Source organism: Pseudomonas sp. M1 (genome assembly GCF_022760135.1).
Lineage (GTDB): Bacteria > Pseudomonadota > Gammaproteobacteria > Pseudomonadales > Pseudomonadaceae > Pseudomonas > Pseudomonas citronellolis.
Genome location: NZ_CP094343.1, coordinates 1,637,564 through 1,653,571, shown reverse-complemented (window position 1 = coordinate 1,653,571; position 16,008 = coordinate 1,637,564). Strand labels below are relative to the sequence as shown.

At 60.6% G+C, this 16,008-nt stretch carries 27 protein-coding genes; all 27 read left to right on the top strand.

The features are described 5' to 3' along the window. Window positions 1-203 precede the first annotated feature (203 nt). The 27 genes from PM1_RS07425 to PM1_RS07290 all read left to right on the top strand — a co-directional run bounded on the left by PM1_RS07425 (window position 204) and on the right by PM1_RS07290 (window position 15,954). The gene (locus tag PM1_RS07425; protein WP_009616770.1) at window positions 204-746 is read left to right on the top strand and encodes a hypothetical protein; all 543 of its coding nucleotides are present in this window, start codon (window positions 204-206) and stop codon (window positions 744-746) included. Window positions 747-754: 8 nt separating this feature from the next. After that, window positions 755-1,195, top strand: a complete 441-nt coding sequence (locus PM1_RS07420; protein ID WP_009616767.1) for a type II toxin-antitoxin system YafO family toxin — start codon at window positions 755-757, stop codon at window positions 1,193-1,195. A 580-nt stretch (window positions 1,196-1,775) separates the two neighbouring features. Continuing rightward, window positions 1,776-2,249: a DUF1566 domain-containing protein gene (locus PM1_RS07415; RefSeq protein ID WP_009616765.1), complete on the top strand. Its 474-nt coding sequence runs from the start codon at window positions 1,776-1,778 to the stop codon at window positions 2,247-2,249. Window positions 2,250-2,279: 30 nt separating this feature from the next. Then, on the top strand, window positions 2,280-2,765 hold the full coding sequence (locus PM1_RS07410) for a hypothetical protein (protein ID WP_009616763.1): 486 nt from the start codon (window positions 2,280-2,282) through the stop codon (window positions 2,763-2,765). 118 nt (window positions 2,766-2,883) lie between these two features. Beyond that, window positions 2,884-3,483 (top strand): DUF1566 domain-containing protein, encoded by a 600-nt coding sequence (locus tag PM1_RS07405; protein WP_009616761.1) that lies wholly within the window; start codon window positions 2,884-2,886, stop codon window positions 3,481-3,483. 57 nt (window positions 3,484-3,540) lie between these two features. Continuing rightward, the gene (locus tag PM1_RS07400) at window positions 3,541-3,897 is read left to right on the top strand and encodes a four helix bundle protein (protein ID WP_009616759.1); all 357 of its coding nucleotides are present in this window, start codon (window positions 3,541-3,543) and stop codon (window positions 3,895-3,897) included. A gap of 261 nt (window positions 3,898-4,158) precedes the next feature. After that, window positions 4,159-5,262 carry an RNA-directed DNA polymerase gene (locus tag PM1_RS07390; protein ID WP_009616757.1) on the top strand — a complete coding sequence of 368 codons (1,104 nt, stop codon included), beginning with the start codon at window positions 4,159-4,161 and terminating at the stop codon, window positions 5,260-5,262. Then, entirely contained in the window at window positions 5,259-5,693 is a 435-nt protein-coding gene (locus PM1_RS07385; RefSeq protein ID WP_009616755.1) for a hypothetical protein, read from the top strand. Before PM1_RS07390 ends, PM1_RS07385 begins: the two co-directional genes overlap by 4 nt. A gap of 10 nt (window positions 5,694-5,703) precedes the next feature. Beyond that, window positions 5,704-6,105 carry a hypothetical protein gene (locus PM1_RS07380; RefSeq protein WP_009616753.1) on the top strand — a complete coding sequence of 134 codons (402 nt, stop codon included), beginning with the start codon at window positions 5,704-5,706 and terminating at the stop codon, window positions 6,103-6,105. Next, window positions 6,105-6,359, top strand: coding sequence for a hypothetical protein (locus PM1_RS07375; protein ID WP_009616751.1), 255 nt, complete (start codon window positions 6,105-6,107; stop codon window positions 6,357-6,359). The genes PM1_RS07380 and PM1_RS07375 overlap by 1 nt, the downstream gene beginning before the upstream one ends. Before the next feature lie 208 nt (window positions 6,360-6,567). After that, window positions 6,568-6,897, top strand: coding sequence for a hypothetical protein (locus PM1_RS07370; RefSeq protein ID WP_238603227.1), 330 nt, complete (start codon window positions 6,568-6,570; stop codon window positions 6,895-6,897). Continuing rightward, window positions 6,894-7,040: a hypothetical protein gene (locus tag PM1_RS07365; RefSeq protein ID WP_009616746.1), complete on the top strand. Its 147-nt coding sequence runs from the start codon at window positions 6,894-6,896 to the stop codon at window positions 7,038-7,040. The genes PM1_RS07370 and PM1_RS07365 overlap by 4 nt, the downstream gene beginning before the upstream one ends. A gap of 165 nt (window positions 7,041-7,205) precedes the next feature. Continuing rightward, window positions 7,206-7,664, top strand: a complete 459-nt coding sequence (locus tag PM1_RS07360) for an HNH endonuclease signature motif containing protein (RefSeq protein WP_009616744.1) — start codon at window positions 7,206-7,208, stop codon at window positions 7,662-7,664. After that, the gene (gene bet, locus PM1_RS07355) at window positions 7,661-8,449 is read left to right on the top strand and encodes a phage recombination protein Bet (protein ID WP_009616742.1); all 789 of its coding nucleotides are present in this window, start codon (window positions 7,661-7,663) and stop codon (window positions 8,447-8,449) included. The genes PM1_RS07360 and bet overlap by 4 nt, the downstream gene beginning before the upstream one ends. A gap of 2 nt (window positions 8,450-8,451) precedes the next feature. Continuing rightward, window positions 8,452-10,053: a YqaJ viral recombinase family protein gene (locus PM1_RS07350; protein ID WP_009616740.1), complete on the top strand. Its 1,602-nt coding sequence runs from the start codon at window positions 8,452-8,454 to the stop codon at window positions 10,051-10,053. After that, window positions 10,050-10,574 (top strand): hypothetical protein, encoded by a 525-nt coding sequence (locus PM1_RS07345; RefSeq protein WP_009616738.1) that lies wholly within the window; start codon window positions 10,050-10,052, stop codon window positions 10,572-10,574. Before PM1_RS07350 ends, PM1_RS07345 begins: the two co-directional genes overlap by 4 nt. 76 nt (window positions 10,575-10,650) lie before the next feature. After that, window positions 10,651-11,367 carry a hypothetical protein gene (locus PM1_RS07340; RefSeq protein WP_009616736.1) on the top strand — a complete coding sequence of 239 codons (717 nt, stop codon included), beginning with the start codon at window positions 10,651-10,653 and terminating at the stop codon, window positions 11,365-11,367. Between the two features lie 352 nt (window positions 11,368-11,719). Continuing rightward, window positions 11,720-11,938, top strand: coding sequence for a hypothetical protein (locus tag PM1_RS07335; protein ID WP_009616734.1), 219 nt, complete (start codon window positions 11,720-11,722; stop codon window positions 11,936-11,938). Continuing rightward, complete coding sequence (locus PM1_RS07330; RefSeq protein ID WP_009616732.1) at window positions 11,935-12,585, top strand: hypothetical protein; 651 nt, start codon at window positions 11,935-11,937, stop codon at window positions 12,583-12,585. The genes PM1_RS07335 and PM1_RS07330 overlap by 4 nt, the downstream gene beginning before the upstream one ends. After that, window positions 12,585-13,100 carry an HNH endonuclease gene (locus tag PM1_RS07325; RefSeq protein WP_024128525.1) on the top strand — a complete coding sequence of 172 codons (516 nt, stop codon included), beginning with the start codon at window positions 12,585-12,587 and terminating at the stop codon, window positions 13,098-13,100. Before PM1_RS07330 ends, PM1_RS07325 begins: the two co-directional genes overlap by 1 nt. Window positions 13,101-13,102: 2 nt before the next feature. Continuing rightward, window positions 13,103-13,507: a hypothetical protein gene (locus tag PM1_RS07320; RefSeq protein ID WP_009616728.1), complete on the top strand. Its 405-nt coding sequence runs from the start codon at window positions 13,103-13,105 to the stop codon at window positions 13,505-13,507. Window positions 13,508-13,714: 207 nt separating this feature from the next. Beyond that, window positions 13,715-14,092, top strand: coding sequence for a Lar family restriction alleviation protein (locus tag PM1_RS07315; protein WP_009616724.1), 378 nt, complete (start codon window positions 13,715-13,717; stop codon window positions 14,090-14,092). A 274-nt stretch (window positions 14,093-14,366) separates the two neighbouring features. Further along, entirely contained in the window at window positions 14,367-14,810 is a 444-nt protein-coding gene (locus PM1_RS07310; RefSeq protein WP_009616722.1) for a hypothetical protein, read from the top strand. Beyond that, window positions 14,803-15,027 carry a hypothetical protein gene (locus PM1_RS07305; protein WP_024128522.1) on the top strand — a complete coding sequence of 75 codons (225 nt, stop codon included), beginning with the start codon at window positions 14,803-14,805 and terminating at the stop codon, window positions 15,025-15,027. The genes PM1_RS07310 and PM1_RS07305 overlap by 8 nt, the downstream gene beginning before the upstream one ends. Then, complete coding sequence (locus PM1_RS07300) at window positions 15,024-15,269, top strand: hypothetical protein (protein WP_009616718.1); 246 nt, start codon at window positions 15,024-15,026, stop codon at window positions 15,267-15,269. Before PM1_RS07305 ends, PM1_RS07300 begins: the two co-directional genes overlap by 4 nt. Continuing rightward, window positions 15,269-15,703, top strand: a complete 435-nt coding sequence (locus PM1_RS07295; RefSeq protein WP_009616716.1) for a hypothetical protein — start codon at window positions 15,269-15,271, stop codon at window positions 15,701-15,703. Before PM1_RS07300 ends, PM1_RS07295 begins: the two co-directional genes overlap by 1 nt. After that, the gene (locus tag PM1_RS07290) at window positions 15,700-15,954 is read left to right on the top strand and encodes a DUF551 domain-containing protein (protein ID WP_009616714.1); all 255 of its coding nucleotides are present in this window, start codon (window positions 15,700-15,702) and stop codon (window positions 15,952-15,954) included. Before PM1_RS07295 ends, PM1_RS07290 begins: the two co-directional genes overlap by 4 nt. The last annotated feature ends 54 nt before the right edge of the window (window positions 15,955-16,008 follow it).

Genomic DNA, 16,008 nt, shown 5'->3' with positions numbered 1-16,008 from the left:
TGGGGATGCCTGACGACGAATCCGGCCACCCCGGGCGGGCTTCTCGTTTCTAGGCCAAGGTGTTGGGCCAGGTTCCGATCCAGTAACCATGCGGGTTACAGCTGAATTTAACCTGCAGTTCGGGCCAGGTAGCCCAGGCCTCGCATTGAGTTGTAGTGCCACTAGATATATGCTTTGGCTCGTAGTTTGCTCGGGAGAGCCGCATGGCCCGCACGAAGGTTCCTTTCTCCAAGGTGGCGATGCTCAGCCTGGCGCTGAGCGTTTCGACCTCGTGCGCCCAATTGGCAGCTGCAACCCCCCAATTGGACAGCCAGAAGGCCGGCAGGCAACACCAGCAGCAGGAACTTGCCCAGAAGGCCAAGATTCGCGAACGCATTAAGCGCGCCATGGCCGCTCTCGGCCAACTTCGCGACACCCTTGAGGCTTCCTGCAAGATCATGCTGGAGCAGAAGGTGCCTGACTCATTGATCAATGAGCAGCCCTTCACCGAGATCGTGCAGACCTTGCGCCAGCTCGAAGAAGCCGTACCTGCGGACAGCGCACTGTCCAACCTGCCAGTAATCGGCGAAGAGTACGACGCCCTGCGCCGCAATCTGGCTAAGGTTCGCGCCATGGCCGTGCAGAACGAGATTCTCTTCAAGCAGCAAATCACCGTTCCTGAAGTCTTCCAGAGTGACGTAAGCGGTGAAGGGCTCAAATCTCTGGCCGACCTCGGTACCGAACGCCTGCATCGCCTGGTGAGCTGATCACCAGGATGGCGGTGATTGTCGAGTTCAATCCAGAAACCTACGCCGAGCTCTTCCAGGGCGTCCTGAAGGACTACCCTTCTCTCCTTGATGGCCTCTGCCGCGACTTTGCCCGCTACGTAGAATCCGATCGCCTCTGGCTGCCGCCCTACTTCGGGCGCGATGTGCCATATGTCGTGCCGCAGGAGGCTTATCGCGCCGGCCTGATGCATATCCACATCGCTATTCCGCCCACGGTATTCCCGGCCAACCGACCTCAGCGTGACAGAACCTGCCCGAACGGTGCTCCGCAACAGGACGCCGCCTTGGTTTACGTCCAGGGGCTATTCGAGGAAAACCGCTACTCCCTGCTTGCCCTCCTTCACCCTGACGCCCATGGCAAGGCTCGCCAGCGCGAGATGATGACCTACCTTGCTCGTGTCGCAAGCCGATTCCGCGATAAATACTGATCCACCCCTCCCCGCCTGACACCGAATCCTGGCCCGCCTGGCGCGGGCTTTTTCATGCCCAGCTAAAAATATTTAGCTCACAGCTATTGACGTAAAATTAGCTCATGGCTAAATTTACCTCACACCAACGCAATCCACCGCGCTGGCAAGGCAGAGATGCCTCGGCGAAGCCGGAACGCTCTTTTCACAATTCGGGAACCCATGCCGGCCTCTGGTAGCCGGCCAGGCTCAAAGCTGACGCGCTGCATCTGGAATCGCGCGCCGAGGGTCTGCACTGCTAACGCTCCCTGCCGGAGCCCTTGAGAACGGGGATCAGTACCGGCACAGCGGACAGGCGCCGAAAGCGCTTGCAGTGAGAACAGAAATCATCGCCCAGGCACAGGTGGCGGGTAACGGTGCCCAGGAAAGACGACTGCAGCGTGCGGCATGCCGGCGCCACGGTTCACACGACACCAGAAGCACCACCCGCGGGTTGTAGAAGCCCAGTTAGGCGAACGCGGAGCAACACCCATACTTCACTGATGCGCCTTGGTGACAGGGCGCATTGGGAAGTCCACCCGAACAACACAAGGAACCCAACATGATCCATGCATCGATCAAAGCATCCGAACTCCCGGCCTTCGGTCAGCCCTTCGCTGACGGCACCCTCTTCGCTCGCCAGTGGTACGGCGATTCCGAATACGCCCTGGTAGCGCTAGGCGCCGAATCCGAGATTGAAGGCGAATGGGGCAAGTATGGTCAGGACGTCGAGACCAACCACGGCGACGGCGAGGCGAATACCCGTGCAATGGCGGAAGCTGGCAGTGAGCTTGCGTCAAAGGTTCTGGCCCTCAACGCCTTCATCCCGTCGGCGCTCGAATCGAGCCAGATGATGTACGCCAAGCAGCTCGGCTACGTGACTGATCTGGATGAGGACGATTGGTATTGGACCAGTACGCAGTACTCCTCCACCTACGCCTTCTACACGTACTTCGACACGGGCAGCACGGACTGGGACCTCAAGGGCCTCAACTTCCGTGTCCGCCCCGTCCGCAAGATTCTCATCCTCCACTGATTCAATCATTCAGTCCTTCTGGAGCACATCATGACCGAGGTCATCACCACTATTCTCGCGGCGGAACTACCGGAAATCGGCCAACCGCTGGCAGACGGCATCTTCGCCACCCGCTACTGGCTGAACGGCGTTGAGCGAGCCCTGATCGACCTGGGCGCTGATCGTGAATTCTCCGGCAAGTGGGGCGAGTACGGCGTCAACGTCGAAGGCGCAAAGAGCTTCCGCGACGGCGCTGCGAACACCATCGCAATGGTCGAGGCAGGTAGCCCTATCGCCAAGCTGGCCATGGAGATCGGTGAAGGCGCCTTAATCCCGTCCGCCCTGGAACTGAACCTCCTGTTCGCGGCGAAGGATGCGGGCGAGATCGGCGGTTTCCAAGATCGCTGGTACTGGTCGAGTTCGCAGTACTCCTCCAGCGGCGCCTTCACCACGCTCTTCGACACGGGCTTCACGGACTGGGGCCTCAAGTCCAGCACCTTCCGTGTCCGCCCCGTCCGCAGCCTCATCATTCAGTGATCCATTCCTTCAATCCTTTCTTGCAGGCGATTCGCGGGACCGTAACCCCTCTTCGGCCAGACCAGATGCTTGCCGGGAAGCGCCGGCCGCCTGCGCCCTATTCCACCGAGGACATCCCATGCAAGCGAAGCAACTGCCTGCGCTGAATATCCGGCGCCTGGATAGCCTGACCATCAACTTCTTCAGCCCCGACCTGGCGGTCGAACCGATTCGCGATGCTGTGTTCAGCACCCTCGAACCGGCCAACAGCATCCCGCCGCTCGGCGCCTACTGGCCCGGCGAGGGCGGCCACAACGCCGGCCTGGTACGCGGCGAGAATGGCGGTCGCGACTACTACCTGATCGTGGCCGGCGGCCCCGCTGCGGAATTCCGCGCCGCCTATGGTGGCTACGGGCACGAGACCGAGGGCGCCGACAGTGCCAGCAACGGTCTGGCGAACACCCGGGCCCTGCTGGCCGACAGCGAGGAGCACCCGGCGGCGAAGCTGGCCTCGGAGTACACCGCCGATGGCCACACCGACTTCTACCTTGGCTCCCGTCGCGAGAACCAGATCGCCGAGGCGAACGTGCCCGAGCTGTTCAGCGATGGCTATCACTGGTCGAGCACGCAGCGCTCCGCCAACCACGCCTACTTCATGGACTTCGGAGATGGCTGGCAGAGCTTCAACGTCAAGGACGACGAGCGCCTCGTCCGCCCCGTCCGCAGGAAATTCATCTAGTCCTTCAATCCTTCATTCATGGGCGCGTCAGCGCCCTCGCTTTTCGAGGTAGCCAGGGTGGCGCTGCACACTGAACTCGAGATCCACCGCAGCGCCGAGGAGCTCCTCGGCGTGGTCCTTGCCCTGGTGCGGCACATCCCCCGGGACATGAAGCAACTCATCGGCGGGAAGCTCCGCGACGAGAGCCTGCAGGTCATGGTGCTGATTGGCCGGGCAAACATGGCCAGGAACAAGCGCCAGCACCTGGACCAACTCCTCGAAAGCATCTGGATGATCAACCACCTGCTGCGCACGATGGTGAACCAGCATTTCATCAGCGTCGCGCAGCACGCCAAGGCCATGAGGCTGACCGCTTCCATCGGCCGCCAGGCCAACGCCTGGAAGAAAGCCACCGCAACCGCGCCCGTTGCTTGAGGGTTACGGCCCTCTTGCCTGCGCGCCAAATCTGGTCGTGCCGCTGCCCGGTTGGGCACCGCCATGCGCACCTACAGGGACCACCGGCTACCGGCGAGGCCTGGCGCAGTTTCCCCATCGAGCAATCGGCGGGGCGACGTGGATAGCACGATAGGTCGCAGCGCTCCGCCAACAACGCCTACTACATGGACTTCGAAGATGGCTGGCAGAACAACAACGACAAGAACGACGAGCGCCTCGTCCGCCCCGTCCGCAGATTTGATGGTTGCACCCTTCACCTTCGAGGACCTGGCTCAGGCCTACTTCGACTGCCGGCGCCACAAGCGCAACACCAACAGCGCACGGCACTTCGAGATGAACCTCGAGGAGAACCTGCTGGATCTGCACGACGAGTTGCTGGCCGGCACCTACCGACCAGGCCGTTCCATTTGCTTCGTCGTCACCCGGCCGAAGCATCGCGAGGTGTGGGCCGCGACCTTTCGCGATCGCGTAGTGCATCACCTGCTCTACAACCACGTCGGCGCCAGCATCGAAGCGAAGTTCATCGTCGACAGCTGCGCATGCATCCCAGGCCGAGGCACGCTGTACGCCGCCGAGCGACTGGAGGCGAAGGTGCGGAGCGTGACGCAGAACTGGAGCCGCCCGGCGCACTACCTCAAGCTGGACCTGGCGAACTTCTTCGTCACGATCGACAAGCGCGTGCTCAGCAACCAGCTGGTGCGCCTGATCGATGACACCTGGTGGCGGCGCCTGGCGCTGCAGATCCTCTGGCACGATCCACGGACCGACTACGAGGTGCGCAGCTCGCCCAGGCTTTTCAACAAGGTTCCGCAGCACAAGCAGCTCGCCTCCCAGCCGGCACACCTGGGACTTCCCATCGGCAACCTCAGCAGCCAGTTCTTCGCCAACATCTATCTGAACGACCTCGATCAGTTCGTGAAGCACCAGCTTCGCGCCAAGCACTACATCCGGTACGTGGATGACATGGTTCTGTTGCACGAATCGCCGCAGCGGTTGAACGAATGGCGCGAGGCGATCGAAGCCTTCCTGCCCGGACTGGGCGCGAAGCTCAACCCATCGAAGACAGTCCTTCAGCCGGTAGACCGCGGCGTCGACTTCGTTGGGCATGTCATCAAGCCATGGCGCCGGACAACTCGAAAGCGAACGGTTTCCGAGGCTCACCATCGCATCAAGGCTGCGCCGACCGAAGACCTGCGCACCCTCGCAAATAGCTACCTCGGCCTGCTCCGCCAGGCCAGCCATTCCCACAAGGACCGCGCCGAACTCGCTCGAACCCTGCTCCGCAGAGGATTCTCGGTCGATGCCGCGCTGACGAAAACCTTCCCTCCCAGGAGGAAGCCATGAACGAACTCGGATATGAGGAAGGCGCCAACTGCAACCGTGATGGATGCGATGGCGTGATTGAACTGGAGAAGGTCGATAACTGCAGTTGTCATATTAGCGCGCCCTGCTCAGGCCACGAGAATCAGGACACCTGGTGTCCTGAATGCGGATGGCGGGCAAAAGATGACCCGCTCTGTGTTCAGGACATGGGGACCATCTACCCGGGTTCCGGCTTCGCCTTTGTCGAGCCCAAAAAGCGCGTCCTCGACCCGACGAAGATCGACTGGGTTCCCGAGTTGCATACCGCCGCTTCGATGATCAAGAAGGGTGTGTTCCCCATCGGCACACCGCGCGATGAGGTCGAGAAGGCCGTGCGTGGGACGTTTGGCGGCCGCTTCGAGTGCTTCAACGCGGAAAAAGGCCAGTTCAAGTACATCGCATACACCGATTGAGGCTCATGCAATGAACGCCAAACTCAACAGCGCTCAGTGGGCGCATGACTCGGCCGAGCAAGATGACTCTCTGTCCTGGCTGTCCAGCAGCGAATGGGAAAATCTCCACTTCGTCTGCGTCGACGACCTGATCAACAAGGGATTCGTCAGGGTGGCCGGCAAGAAGGTGCTGGAGGCCGACATCCTCGCCATCAAGGTTCAGAAGGCCGCAGAGGACGCGATTCCTGGCGATCACGAGTGCAACCTTGGCCAGCTCATCGTCGCGCTCGAAGCGAACAACCTGAGCGAAGCCAAGCGACTCATGCGCTGCTTCATCGGCAGGGACAGGGTGCGCGACATCGCCGGCGAGTTGGTGAACGCAAAGGAAGACGAAATCTATCGGCTGTACATGGCAGCGCAGGAGGCGGCGTGATGTTCACCATGACCTTTGACCAGAAAGGCACGTTCCAGGCCCTATACGCCGCGCAGAAGTGGCTTGAGCAGCATGGTTACAGCCATGGCCCAACCTGCCGCAGCTGCCCGATGCCGGTCATGAAGGGGAACTACCTGATCGCCAAGTGGCGAAACCTGTCCAGTGCCGAGATAGCAGAACTGGACGGCAAGGTTGATGGCGACTTCCGAGAAGGGCCGCTGACTTTGTATCTAAAGAAGGAGCCAGACTTATGACAATCACCATCGACCTGACCAAGGCCGCCCAAGTCCTCATCTTCGGCGGCCTTTTTCTTGGCAGCGTTCTGGCCTTCGCCTGGGCCTTTGTGGGGATGGTAACGCCATGAGCAGGAGTGGATATTGCGACGATTTAGACAACTGGTCTCTGATTTGCTGGAGAGGCGCAGTCAATTCCGCAATCAAAGGCCGTCGCGGTCAAGCATTCTTGATCGAGCTGCGCGATGCCCTGGATGCCATGCCCGACAAGCGCTTGATCGCGGAGGAACTGGAAGCTGACGGTCAGTACTGCGCGCTAGGCGCGCTTGGCGCCAAGCGCGGCATCAACATGAAATGTATCGATCCTTACTGCCGAGAGTCGGTAGCCGCAGCTTTCGAGATCGCGCCTGCGTTGGCAGCGGAGATCGTGTTCGAGAACGATGAGTACCCCGGTGGCTTCTGGGGAGCCTCAGGGAAGTGGCAGCGAGAAACCCCAGAGCACCGCTGGCAACGCATGCGCAACTGGGTGGAAGCCAATATCCAGGCGGTGACGCCATGATGAAGAAAGCCCTCCGCAACGGCCTGATCCTCGCCATCGTCGCCATGCTCCTGTTCTTCAAGGCCATCGAGTTCGCCGACGCGATCACGGGCCGGCACACCGTCGAACAACCCATTACGTACCCGAGCGCAGCGGGCCGGTAAACCGGATATCTGCGACTGGATCAGCCGGATAGTGCCAGGTGTGAAAAACCCCGGCATCCAAGGCCCGGAGCGCCCTTTTCTAAGCCCGGACGACTTGGCCGAGTGGCGCCGTAAGCGCCTTCCCTTTCCCTCTACCAGCTGCGCGCCGCGCGGCAAGGACTCATCGTGAACGCAATCACAATCCGCGCTGAGTGCATCGAACACGCCGGCGGGAAGATGCGAACGGGCTACGGTCGCACCCAGTACAAGGGGCGCCAAATCCTTGCGCATCGACTCGCCTATTGCATGGCATCCGGAATCGAGCCGGAACAAATCAAGGGAGTCGTGATTCGGCACAAGTGCGACAACCCTTCCTGTGTCAATCCGGATCACCTCGAGCCGGGGACGACTCAGGAAAACATGAACGATATGACCGATAGAGGTCGCCGAGTGCGTGGCGAACTTGTCGGCAACTCCAAGCTAACCGAAGAACAGATCAATGCGATTCGCGACGCCTACCGCCCGCGATCCAAGGATGCCAATCAGTACGCCCTGGCAAGGCAGCACGGTGTCACCCAATCACTCATCAGCATGATCCTAAACGGGAAACGCTGGGAGCATTTGAACCACGAGGCCAAAGCATGACCACTGCACTTACTACCCTCACGCAGAAGCTGGCCGACCGCCTCGATATGGGCGACGGATCACAGCTAATCGAAACCCTAAAGGCCACAGCCTTCAAAGGGCAGGTCACCGACGCGCAGATGACTGCCCTGATGGTGGTAGCCAACCAATATGGCCTGAACCCATGGACGAAGGAGATCTATGCCTTCCCTGACAAGCAGAACGGCATCGTTCCGGTGGTTGGCGTGGATGGCTGGTCGCGCATCATCAACGAGCACCCACAGTTCGATGGCATGGAATTTCGGCAGTCAGACAGCATGGTAACAATGGAAGGCGCTAAGAACCCGGCGCCCGAGTGGATGGAGTGCGTTATCTATCGCAAGGATCGAAGCCGCCCGATCACCATCCGCGAGTACCTGGACGAGGTGTACCGCGCGCCATTCAAGAAAGACAACGGCTACCAGGTAGACGGCCCCTGGCAGACACATACCAAACGCTTCATGCGCCACAAGACAATGATCCAGGCGGCTCGCCTGGCTTTCGGTTACACCGGCATCTTCGACCAGGATGAAGCCGAACGTATCGTTGGCGAGAAGGACATCACGCCTCTGTCGCCGAAGCTGGAGCAGGACAAACCGGCCTACACCGACGAACAGCTGGCCGAGAACCTGCCGAAATGGCGCCAAGCCATCGAGCAGAGCAAGACCTCGCCCGACCACCTGATCAACACCATCAGCAGCAAATACGTCCTGAGCGATGAGCAGATAGCCCAGATCAAGGCGCTCGATCCCATCGAAGGAGAATGATCATGCAGATCCACAACGTCACCCAGGGCGCGCCGGAGTGGCACGCCCTGCGAGCCAACTACTTCACTGCCTCCGAGGCGCCGGCGATGATGGGCGCCTCGAAGTACCAGTCGCGCAGCGACCTGCTGAAGCAGAAGAGGACCGGCATCGTACCGGAAGTCAGCGAGTCCCAGCAGCGACTGTTCGACCGCGGCCACGAGACCGAGGCTCTGGCCCGCGCGATCATTGAGGCCCAGATCGGCGAAGACCTGTTCCCGGTGGTCGCCACCGAGGGCAACCTGCTCGCCAGCGTCGACGGCATGGACATGCTCGGCACCGTATTGTTCGAGCACAAGCTCTGGAACGAAGGCCTGGCCGCCAAGGTGCGCGCCGGAGAGCTGGAGCCGCACTACTACTGGCAGCTGGAACAGCAGTTGCTGGTCACCGGCGCCGAGCGCGCCATCTTCGTCTGCTCCGATGGCACCGAGGACAACCTGGTGCAGATGGAATACCGCCCGGTGGCCGGGCGCCGTGAGCAACTGCTGGCTGGCTGGGCACAGTTCGAGCAGGACCTGGGGGTCTACGTTGCACCGGAAATCAAGGTGGAAGCCGTCGGCCGCGCTCCAGACACCCTGCCGGCGCTGCGAATCGAAGTCACCGGCATGGTCACCGCTAGCAACCTCGATGCCTTCAAGGACCACGCCATGGCGGTCTTCAAGGGCATCAATACCGAATTGCAGACCGATCAGGACTTCGCCAACGCCGAGAAGACAGTGAAGTGGTGCGGCGACGTCGAGGAACGCCTGGCGGCTGCCAAGCAGCATGCCCTGAGCCAGACCGAGAGCATCGACGCCCTCTTCCGTGCCATCGACGAGATTTCCGCCGAAGCCAGAGCCAAGCGCCTGGAGTTGGACAAGTTGATCAAGGCGCGGAAGGAAAGCATCCGTACCGAGATCGTCACCAAGGCCGGCACCGCATTGCGTGAGCACATCACGCAGATCAACGAGACGCTGGACGGCCGTGTCATGATGCCCCCTATCGCCGCCGACTTCGCCGGTGCCATCAAGGGCAAGAAGACGGTTTCCAGCCTGCAGGATGCTGCCGATACCGAGTTGGCCCGGGCGAAGAGCGAGGCCAACCTGGCGGCCGAGTCTATCCGGCGCAACCTGCGCAGTTTCGATGAACTGGCCGCTGATCATGCGTTTCTTTTCGCCGACCTGCAGCAGTTGGTGATGAAGGCCAGCGACGACCTGGTGGCGGTGATCAAGGCGCGTATCGCTGAGCACGAGGCCGAGCAGAAGCGCCAGGAGGAGCAACGTGCTGCAGTGGTAGTCCAGCCTGTCGTCGAGCCAGTCGTGCAGGTGGCGCAAGTCGAGCAGCGTCAAGCAACACCAGTGGCCGCAGTTTCGCCGGAGGCAGACGATGGCCAGCGCATCAAGCTTGGCGACATCAACGTGCGCCTCGGCTTCGCCCTGACCGCCGACTTCCTCCGCTCCATCGGCTTCGAACCTGCCGGTCGCGAGCGTGCCGCAGTGCTGTATCGAGCCGCCGACTTCCCGCGTATCTGCGCCGCTCTGATCGAGCACATCCAGCAGGCCCAGGCAGGGCAGAGGGTCGCAGCATGATCCCCATCGACTACCGCACACGTCATCCGCTGGAAGATCGTCGCGAGCAACTAGCCGGCCAGGTTGAGCAGTACCTGGCCAGCGGCGGCCACATCACCGAGCTTCCCGGATTCGTCGAACGCATCCCCTTCCCGTCACGGCAAACTGTCACGCCGACGCCGAAACCTCCACGCCGACGGGAGGCGCCCAAGAAGCACCGCATCACCATCGAGGAAGAAGCGAGGCTGATCCAACTGATCCAGATCTCCGCCGAAGCGGGTCAGTCCCGAACCCAGGCCAGGGAAACCGCCGGCATCGGCAAGATGCTGTTCATGGCCCTGTGCTTCGAGAACAACATCGTCTTCCCGGATGTCGCCGAACTGGCCAGGTCGAAGTCGGACAAGATGGCAGATGCGCGTAGAGCTCTGGCGCCAAAGATCGAAGCCTATTCCCATCTCGGCGTAGCAGCCTGCGCCATTCGGTGCGGCGTCAGTGAGACCACGGTACGCAAGATCGCCCGCGAGTTCGGCATTACGTTCTAAGCCACCCCACCCCACCCCATCCCTTATACGCCATAAGCAGTACAGCGCTTAGGCGGAGCTTTGTCTGGAGGAAGCCATGACCACCTATATGGCCCGCGTCAATCCGAAGTACTTCGCTGCCATCAACCTATTCGCCGCACAGAAGGATGTTAGGTACTACCTCAACGGGGTAGCCATCCAGCCTCACCCTGACGGGGAGGGAGTGTTCATCATCGCCACCAACGGCCATGTGATGGGCATCTTGCACGACCCAGAGGGATGGTGTTCTCAGAATCTCATCATCGGAGATATCCCAAAAGGCCTGATCACTGCCTGCACAGCCAAGCCGAAGAAAGCTTATTCGGGCCTTGTATACAAGCCAGAACACCTGTGGATTGGCAAGGATTTCGCCCAGGTATCCAGCGATGAAACCAAGATAGAGCCTACCAGTCCGTTTGGCCCGGATACGCTGTATGCCGGAAAGATCATGATCGTGGACGGCAAGTTCCCCGATTGGCGCAAGGTGATCCCGAAGCAAGCAGATGCTGCGATGGGCATGCCGGCTGTCAATCCAAAGTATCTTACCCTACTCGACAGCGCCCAGAAAATCCTCACCAACGACAAGTGGCAGGCAACACGACTATATCCCACAGGCGAAGGCTGCTCAGTTGCGTGTCGTCTCTCTGGCCCGGATATCGACGAACGCTTCCTCGCCATCATCATGCCGATGCGAGCCTGTGAGTACGCTGACATGCTGCCCACTCAGTTCCGCAACGTACGGCAAGACAGGGAGCCGCTCCGGGCCACTGCCTAAGTCGATCAGACATTCCCGATGTCTTCAACGACACCAAGGAGCCCGCAGCATGATGCCGGCGAACTAACTCACTTCGTGCCAAACGATATCGCCAATCCCGGACGTCTGCTCTGTCCTCGACCACCGATCGCCGCATTCCAAGCACTTGTAGAAGGTCATCTTCTGGCCGATTGGCTGACGATGTCCGGTTAGCTCGAAGTCTCCAAGCCCTTTGCCATTGTCAATGCTGTGCATTGAGCTATCGCAGCATGTTCTAGGCGCCATCCATTTCTCCTTGATCCGGCCCCATGCCGGGCCATCCGAACCTACCCCACTCCACGCCATTGCTCCACTACGGCGCGAGGTTATCCCCATGCCCCTCGACGAATCCGCGGCTCAGCACCGAATCGCTGAGCTTTGCGCGAACCCGCACGCGCATTACCAGGCCCAGTTGGAAGAAGCCCTGTTCCACGAGCAGGCCCTCGACCTGATCCGGCGCCTGAAATCCCATCTCACCAACGGAATCGGCGGCCAGCAGCTGAGCACAGAGGCTGCTGAGTTCATCGCCAAGTACACGAGGACGAAACCATGACCATGGCAATGGACCTGATCCGCCACATCGCCGGACTCTACAGCGGCAAGGCCTTCAAAGGCGACCTCACCCAGATCTACATCACCGGGAACGAAATCTGGATGGCTCAGCAGATCCTCGCCTCGCAGCAGGTAGAGGGCGCGCAGGGGGAGCGAGATGAATACGCCGAGTTCGAGACATGGCTTGATCGTGAGAAGCCCGCAGGTTGCGTTGGCGACATGGAACGCGGTTGGATGGCCCGCGCCGCCCTGGCGCAACCCTCTCCGAAATGCGCAACCTGCAACGACAACGGCGTGATCGGTGGCTTCGTCGGAGCCGATAGCGGGTATCAGGATGATCCATGCCCTGACTGCGCGCAGCCCTCCCCTGCGCCGGAGGTGGCAGGCTGGCGTGACCTAATCCTCGCTGCCCATCCCGGTAGTGATCCGCGTTACTGGCCGGATGCACTCCTGGTTCAACACATGACAGCCGAGATCGAGGACTTGCGGGCGCGCAATGAATGGCTGGAACAGGTGGCAGTCGAGGCTGTGGAAACCGAGAAGCATGCACTCGGCTTGCGCGACGCCGCCCAGGCCAGGGCGGCGGAAGTTACTGCGGAGCTGGCGGCAGCCAAGGCAGCACATGCGAAGCATGAGGAGGCTAAGTGATGGGTAAATACATTACTCCAGCCTTAACCAGGCTCATGCGAAAAGTGACCATCGATGAAAACGGCTGCTGGACGTGGACCGAAGTACTCAATAAGTACGGCTACGGTAAGATGACCACCGGCTACAGATTCGATAACACCCGCCAAACAAAGACAGTCCATCGAGTCTCCTTCGAACTCCACAAGGGCCCTATCCCTGAAGGCCTATGCGTTTGCCATCGTTGCGATAACCCACGCTGCGTAAATCCTGAACATCTATTCCTTGGTACTCACCAGGAAAACATGGATGACCGGGAGTCTAAGAGACGCGGAAATCATCCATTCGGCGAGCGAGTGCATACGGCGAAGCTTAGCCATGAGCAGGTAGCAGAGATTCTTCGGCTGCATGCTGACGGCACTTCCGCCAAGGAGCTTCAGGATATGTATGGAATGTCCCGAGCAGCTATTGACGCAATCATCAAGCGCAAGCGCTGGAAGCATGTTCAGATCGTCGCCGCGCCGGCGCAGGGAGAGTGACCATGAAACGATATGACGCGAATGTGTTCTTTCCCGGATGCCTCGGCCCGCTTAATCGTGAGGTGGTGTTGGCCGATGACGCCGACAAGCTCGAAGCCGAGGCCCAGGCGCTCAGGGAGCAACTCGCAGCCCTGCGCGCAAGGGTGGTGGTTCTCCCAAGCGTCGATAGCGTCATGAACATCGTCATGCGCTACCAGTGGAACGAGAAGACGAACGTCACCGGCACTACGAACTGGGCAGCCAACCTCGGAATGAAGGTTGTCGATGAGGTCAAGCGCCTCAACGGCAAGGCGGTGAGCGAGGGGCTGTTGCGGCGTCTTTCTCGCGCTGACACCGATGGAATCATGTGGAGCGACTGCGAAGGGCTTCGGGAACTTCTCGGCGATGAAAAGGAGTCAGGCTCATGATCCACTTCCATTCATGGGGAATGTGGTCCCGGCTCTTGCCGAGCTATAACGGCCACAAGACGCAGTTCAGAGAGTGCCTTACTTGCGGTCAAGCTCAGTTCAGAGACCTCGGCTATTGCGATGGTGTGAACTTCGAATTAGCCAATGAGGCTCTATCTGAGGTTGGGCCCGTTAGGGATAGCGACCTGCTCGGCGAGGGGAATGAGCATGAGTGAGCTTAAAGACTGCCCGTTCTGCGGGGCCAAGCCGGAAAGCAAAGGCAGACCAGCTTCGCCGAACGAAGACGTAAAACACGTGTGGTTTATCGCTTGCTTCTGCGGTGGTTACTCAGCTACAGCCCACCAAATGGGCTCAGGCGAAACGGCGGAAGCGGCTCAAGAGAACGCAGCCTCAGCATGGAACCGCCGCGCCATCCCCGCCGACCGTGTGCTGGTGCCGAGGGAGTTGCTTGCCCGGGTAGAGGAAAGCCTGCGCTGCGAGATTGAGGCGCACTACTCTGGCGTCAAGGATCACCCGGCTATCCGGCCTAAGTACCTGCGCGACATTGCGGAAGCCGACGAGCTCCGCGCCCTCCTCCAGCCCTAACCCCGCCGGCTCATAGAAGCTCATAGCCGGCTCATATCCCCTTAACCGCATACCCATATGGGAGTCAGAACTGTGCCCGAGTTTCGTCCATGCCCAGCCTGCCGAGGCTATGCCTTGGAAGCCAGCTGGTGCCACAAATGCGGCGGCAAAGGTGTCGTCGATGTTCACGCCGAGCAGCAGCTGTCCGAGGCGATCCTTGGCCTGCTCGAGCGAACCAAATTCCAATGCGCCGCCCGAGGCTGCGACGGCTGCACAGTGTGCAAGGAGGACGACCGTGCCTGACATTCAAGCAACCTACATCGAAGTGAGCGCCGAAGTGCGCTACTGGGAAGACGCCAAGATCAACGGGCAGGAGGACAGTGACGGCTCTCTGGTGCCGTTTCGCCGTGGCGACCTCTGGTGCCCGGTGATCCGTCTGGAAGACGGCCTGATCATGGACTGGCCGGCCGGCATGATCGCCGACATCCACTACAAGGTCTGCGATGCGGGTCAGTACTGGCTGCTCGGTGACAGCCGGAACCGAGTCGCCCAGTGGGCCGGCTACTACGTACCGGACAACTTCCTCTGCCCAACCGAGAACGGCTATGGCGACTACATCATCTTCAAGGTGGGCGCCGACGGCCTGATCAAGGGATGGAGCAAGCCCGAGATCGAATGGGGCGGCCGCGAGGATGATCAGGAAGGCTGGAAGCGCCCCAAGGAGAACGACCGTGCCTGACATTCGAGAAGAGTTTGAAGAGTATATCGCTGGAGTTCGAGAAAGAGTGGAGGCTAGAGGCTTTGAGCCGCTTGGTGATGCCATAGAGAAGTGGATGCTGCATGCCTGGCAAGCCAGCCGCGCGGCTCTGAGGGTGAAGCTGCCGGACTGGGAGTTCCCGCATTACTCCGAGGTAGTCGAAGCCCTCCAGCAAGCCGGAATCGAGGTGAAGCCATGAAAGCATGGATGGTCTATGCATCCGATGGCTACCCATCGGAAGGCGCAACACTGGTTTGGGCGGAGACGCGCAACCAGGCGCGCCACCTTGGCCGGCGCTCTGCCTGGGAGTGGGAATACTACCACTGCACTGCGGTGCGCGCCCCTGCTTGGGATGGGCTTCGCACCGAGCCAGGCTATATCGACGACAACGACGAACTGCCAGAAGGCGCTGAGCCGTTCTATTCGGAGGAATGCTTCTAATGGACACCAACAAGCTGAAGGAGCTGGCGGAGCTGGCTTCTGCACTGCACGGAGCCCCCAGTCTCGAACACTCTTCGGCAATCACTGAGTTCCGCAGCACCGCCAACCCCCAGGCCATCCTCGGGCTGATTGCCGAGGTGGAGCGGCTGCGCGAGTGGTATGGCAATAGCCTGCGCATGTTCAGCGAGTGCGCGGCAGCCCTTCCAGGTCCGTATTACATGGACCTACCCGACGGCGGCGACGTGAGCATCCCCGAGCAGTTGCGTCGGATGGCGAAGGATGCTGAGCGGTATCGGTGGCTGTGCGCATCCGCATGGTACGTCGGGCCAGAGCCGCGCGGCGATATCGAAGCCGTGAGCTGGCACGACCACAACGAAACCAGACAAGGAGTTACGACCGCAATCGACGCAGCCCTGGAAGGAGGCGGGAGATGAGCGAGTGGCAGCCAATCGATACCGCTCCGAAGGATGGCACCGAGATCATCCTGCGCCGAGGCGAGCGCGTCACTTCCGGCGCCTGGATTGAGTGGAGCAAGTCTGCTGCAGAACACCACTCCACAACTGGCGAATACCTCGGTCAGGTCGAGTACGACAGCGGAGCTAACTGGGCGACCTGGGATGGCGGGTTCACTGAAGAAGAGCCCCCAACCCACTGGATGCCCCTCCCCGCACCACTCTCAGCATAACCCAACCCCATTCCACCATCGCCGGCCGCATGCCGGCGCGATGAGGTATTGCCC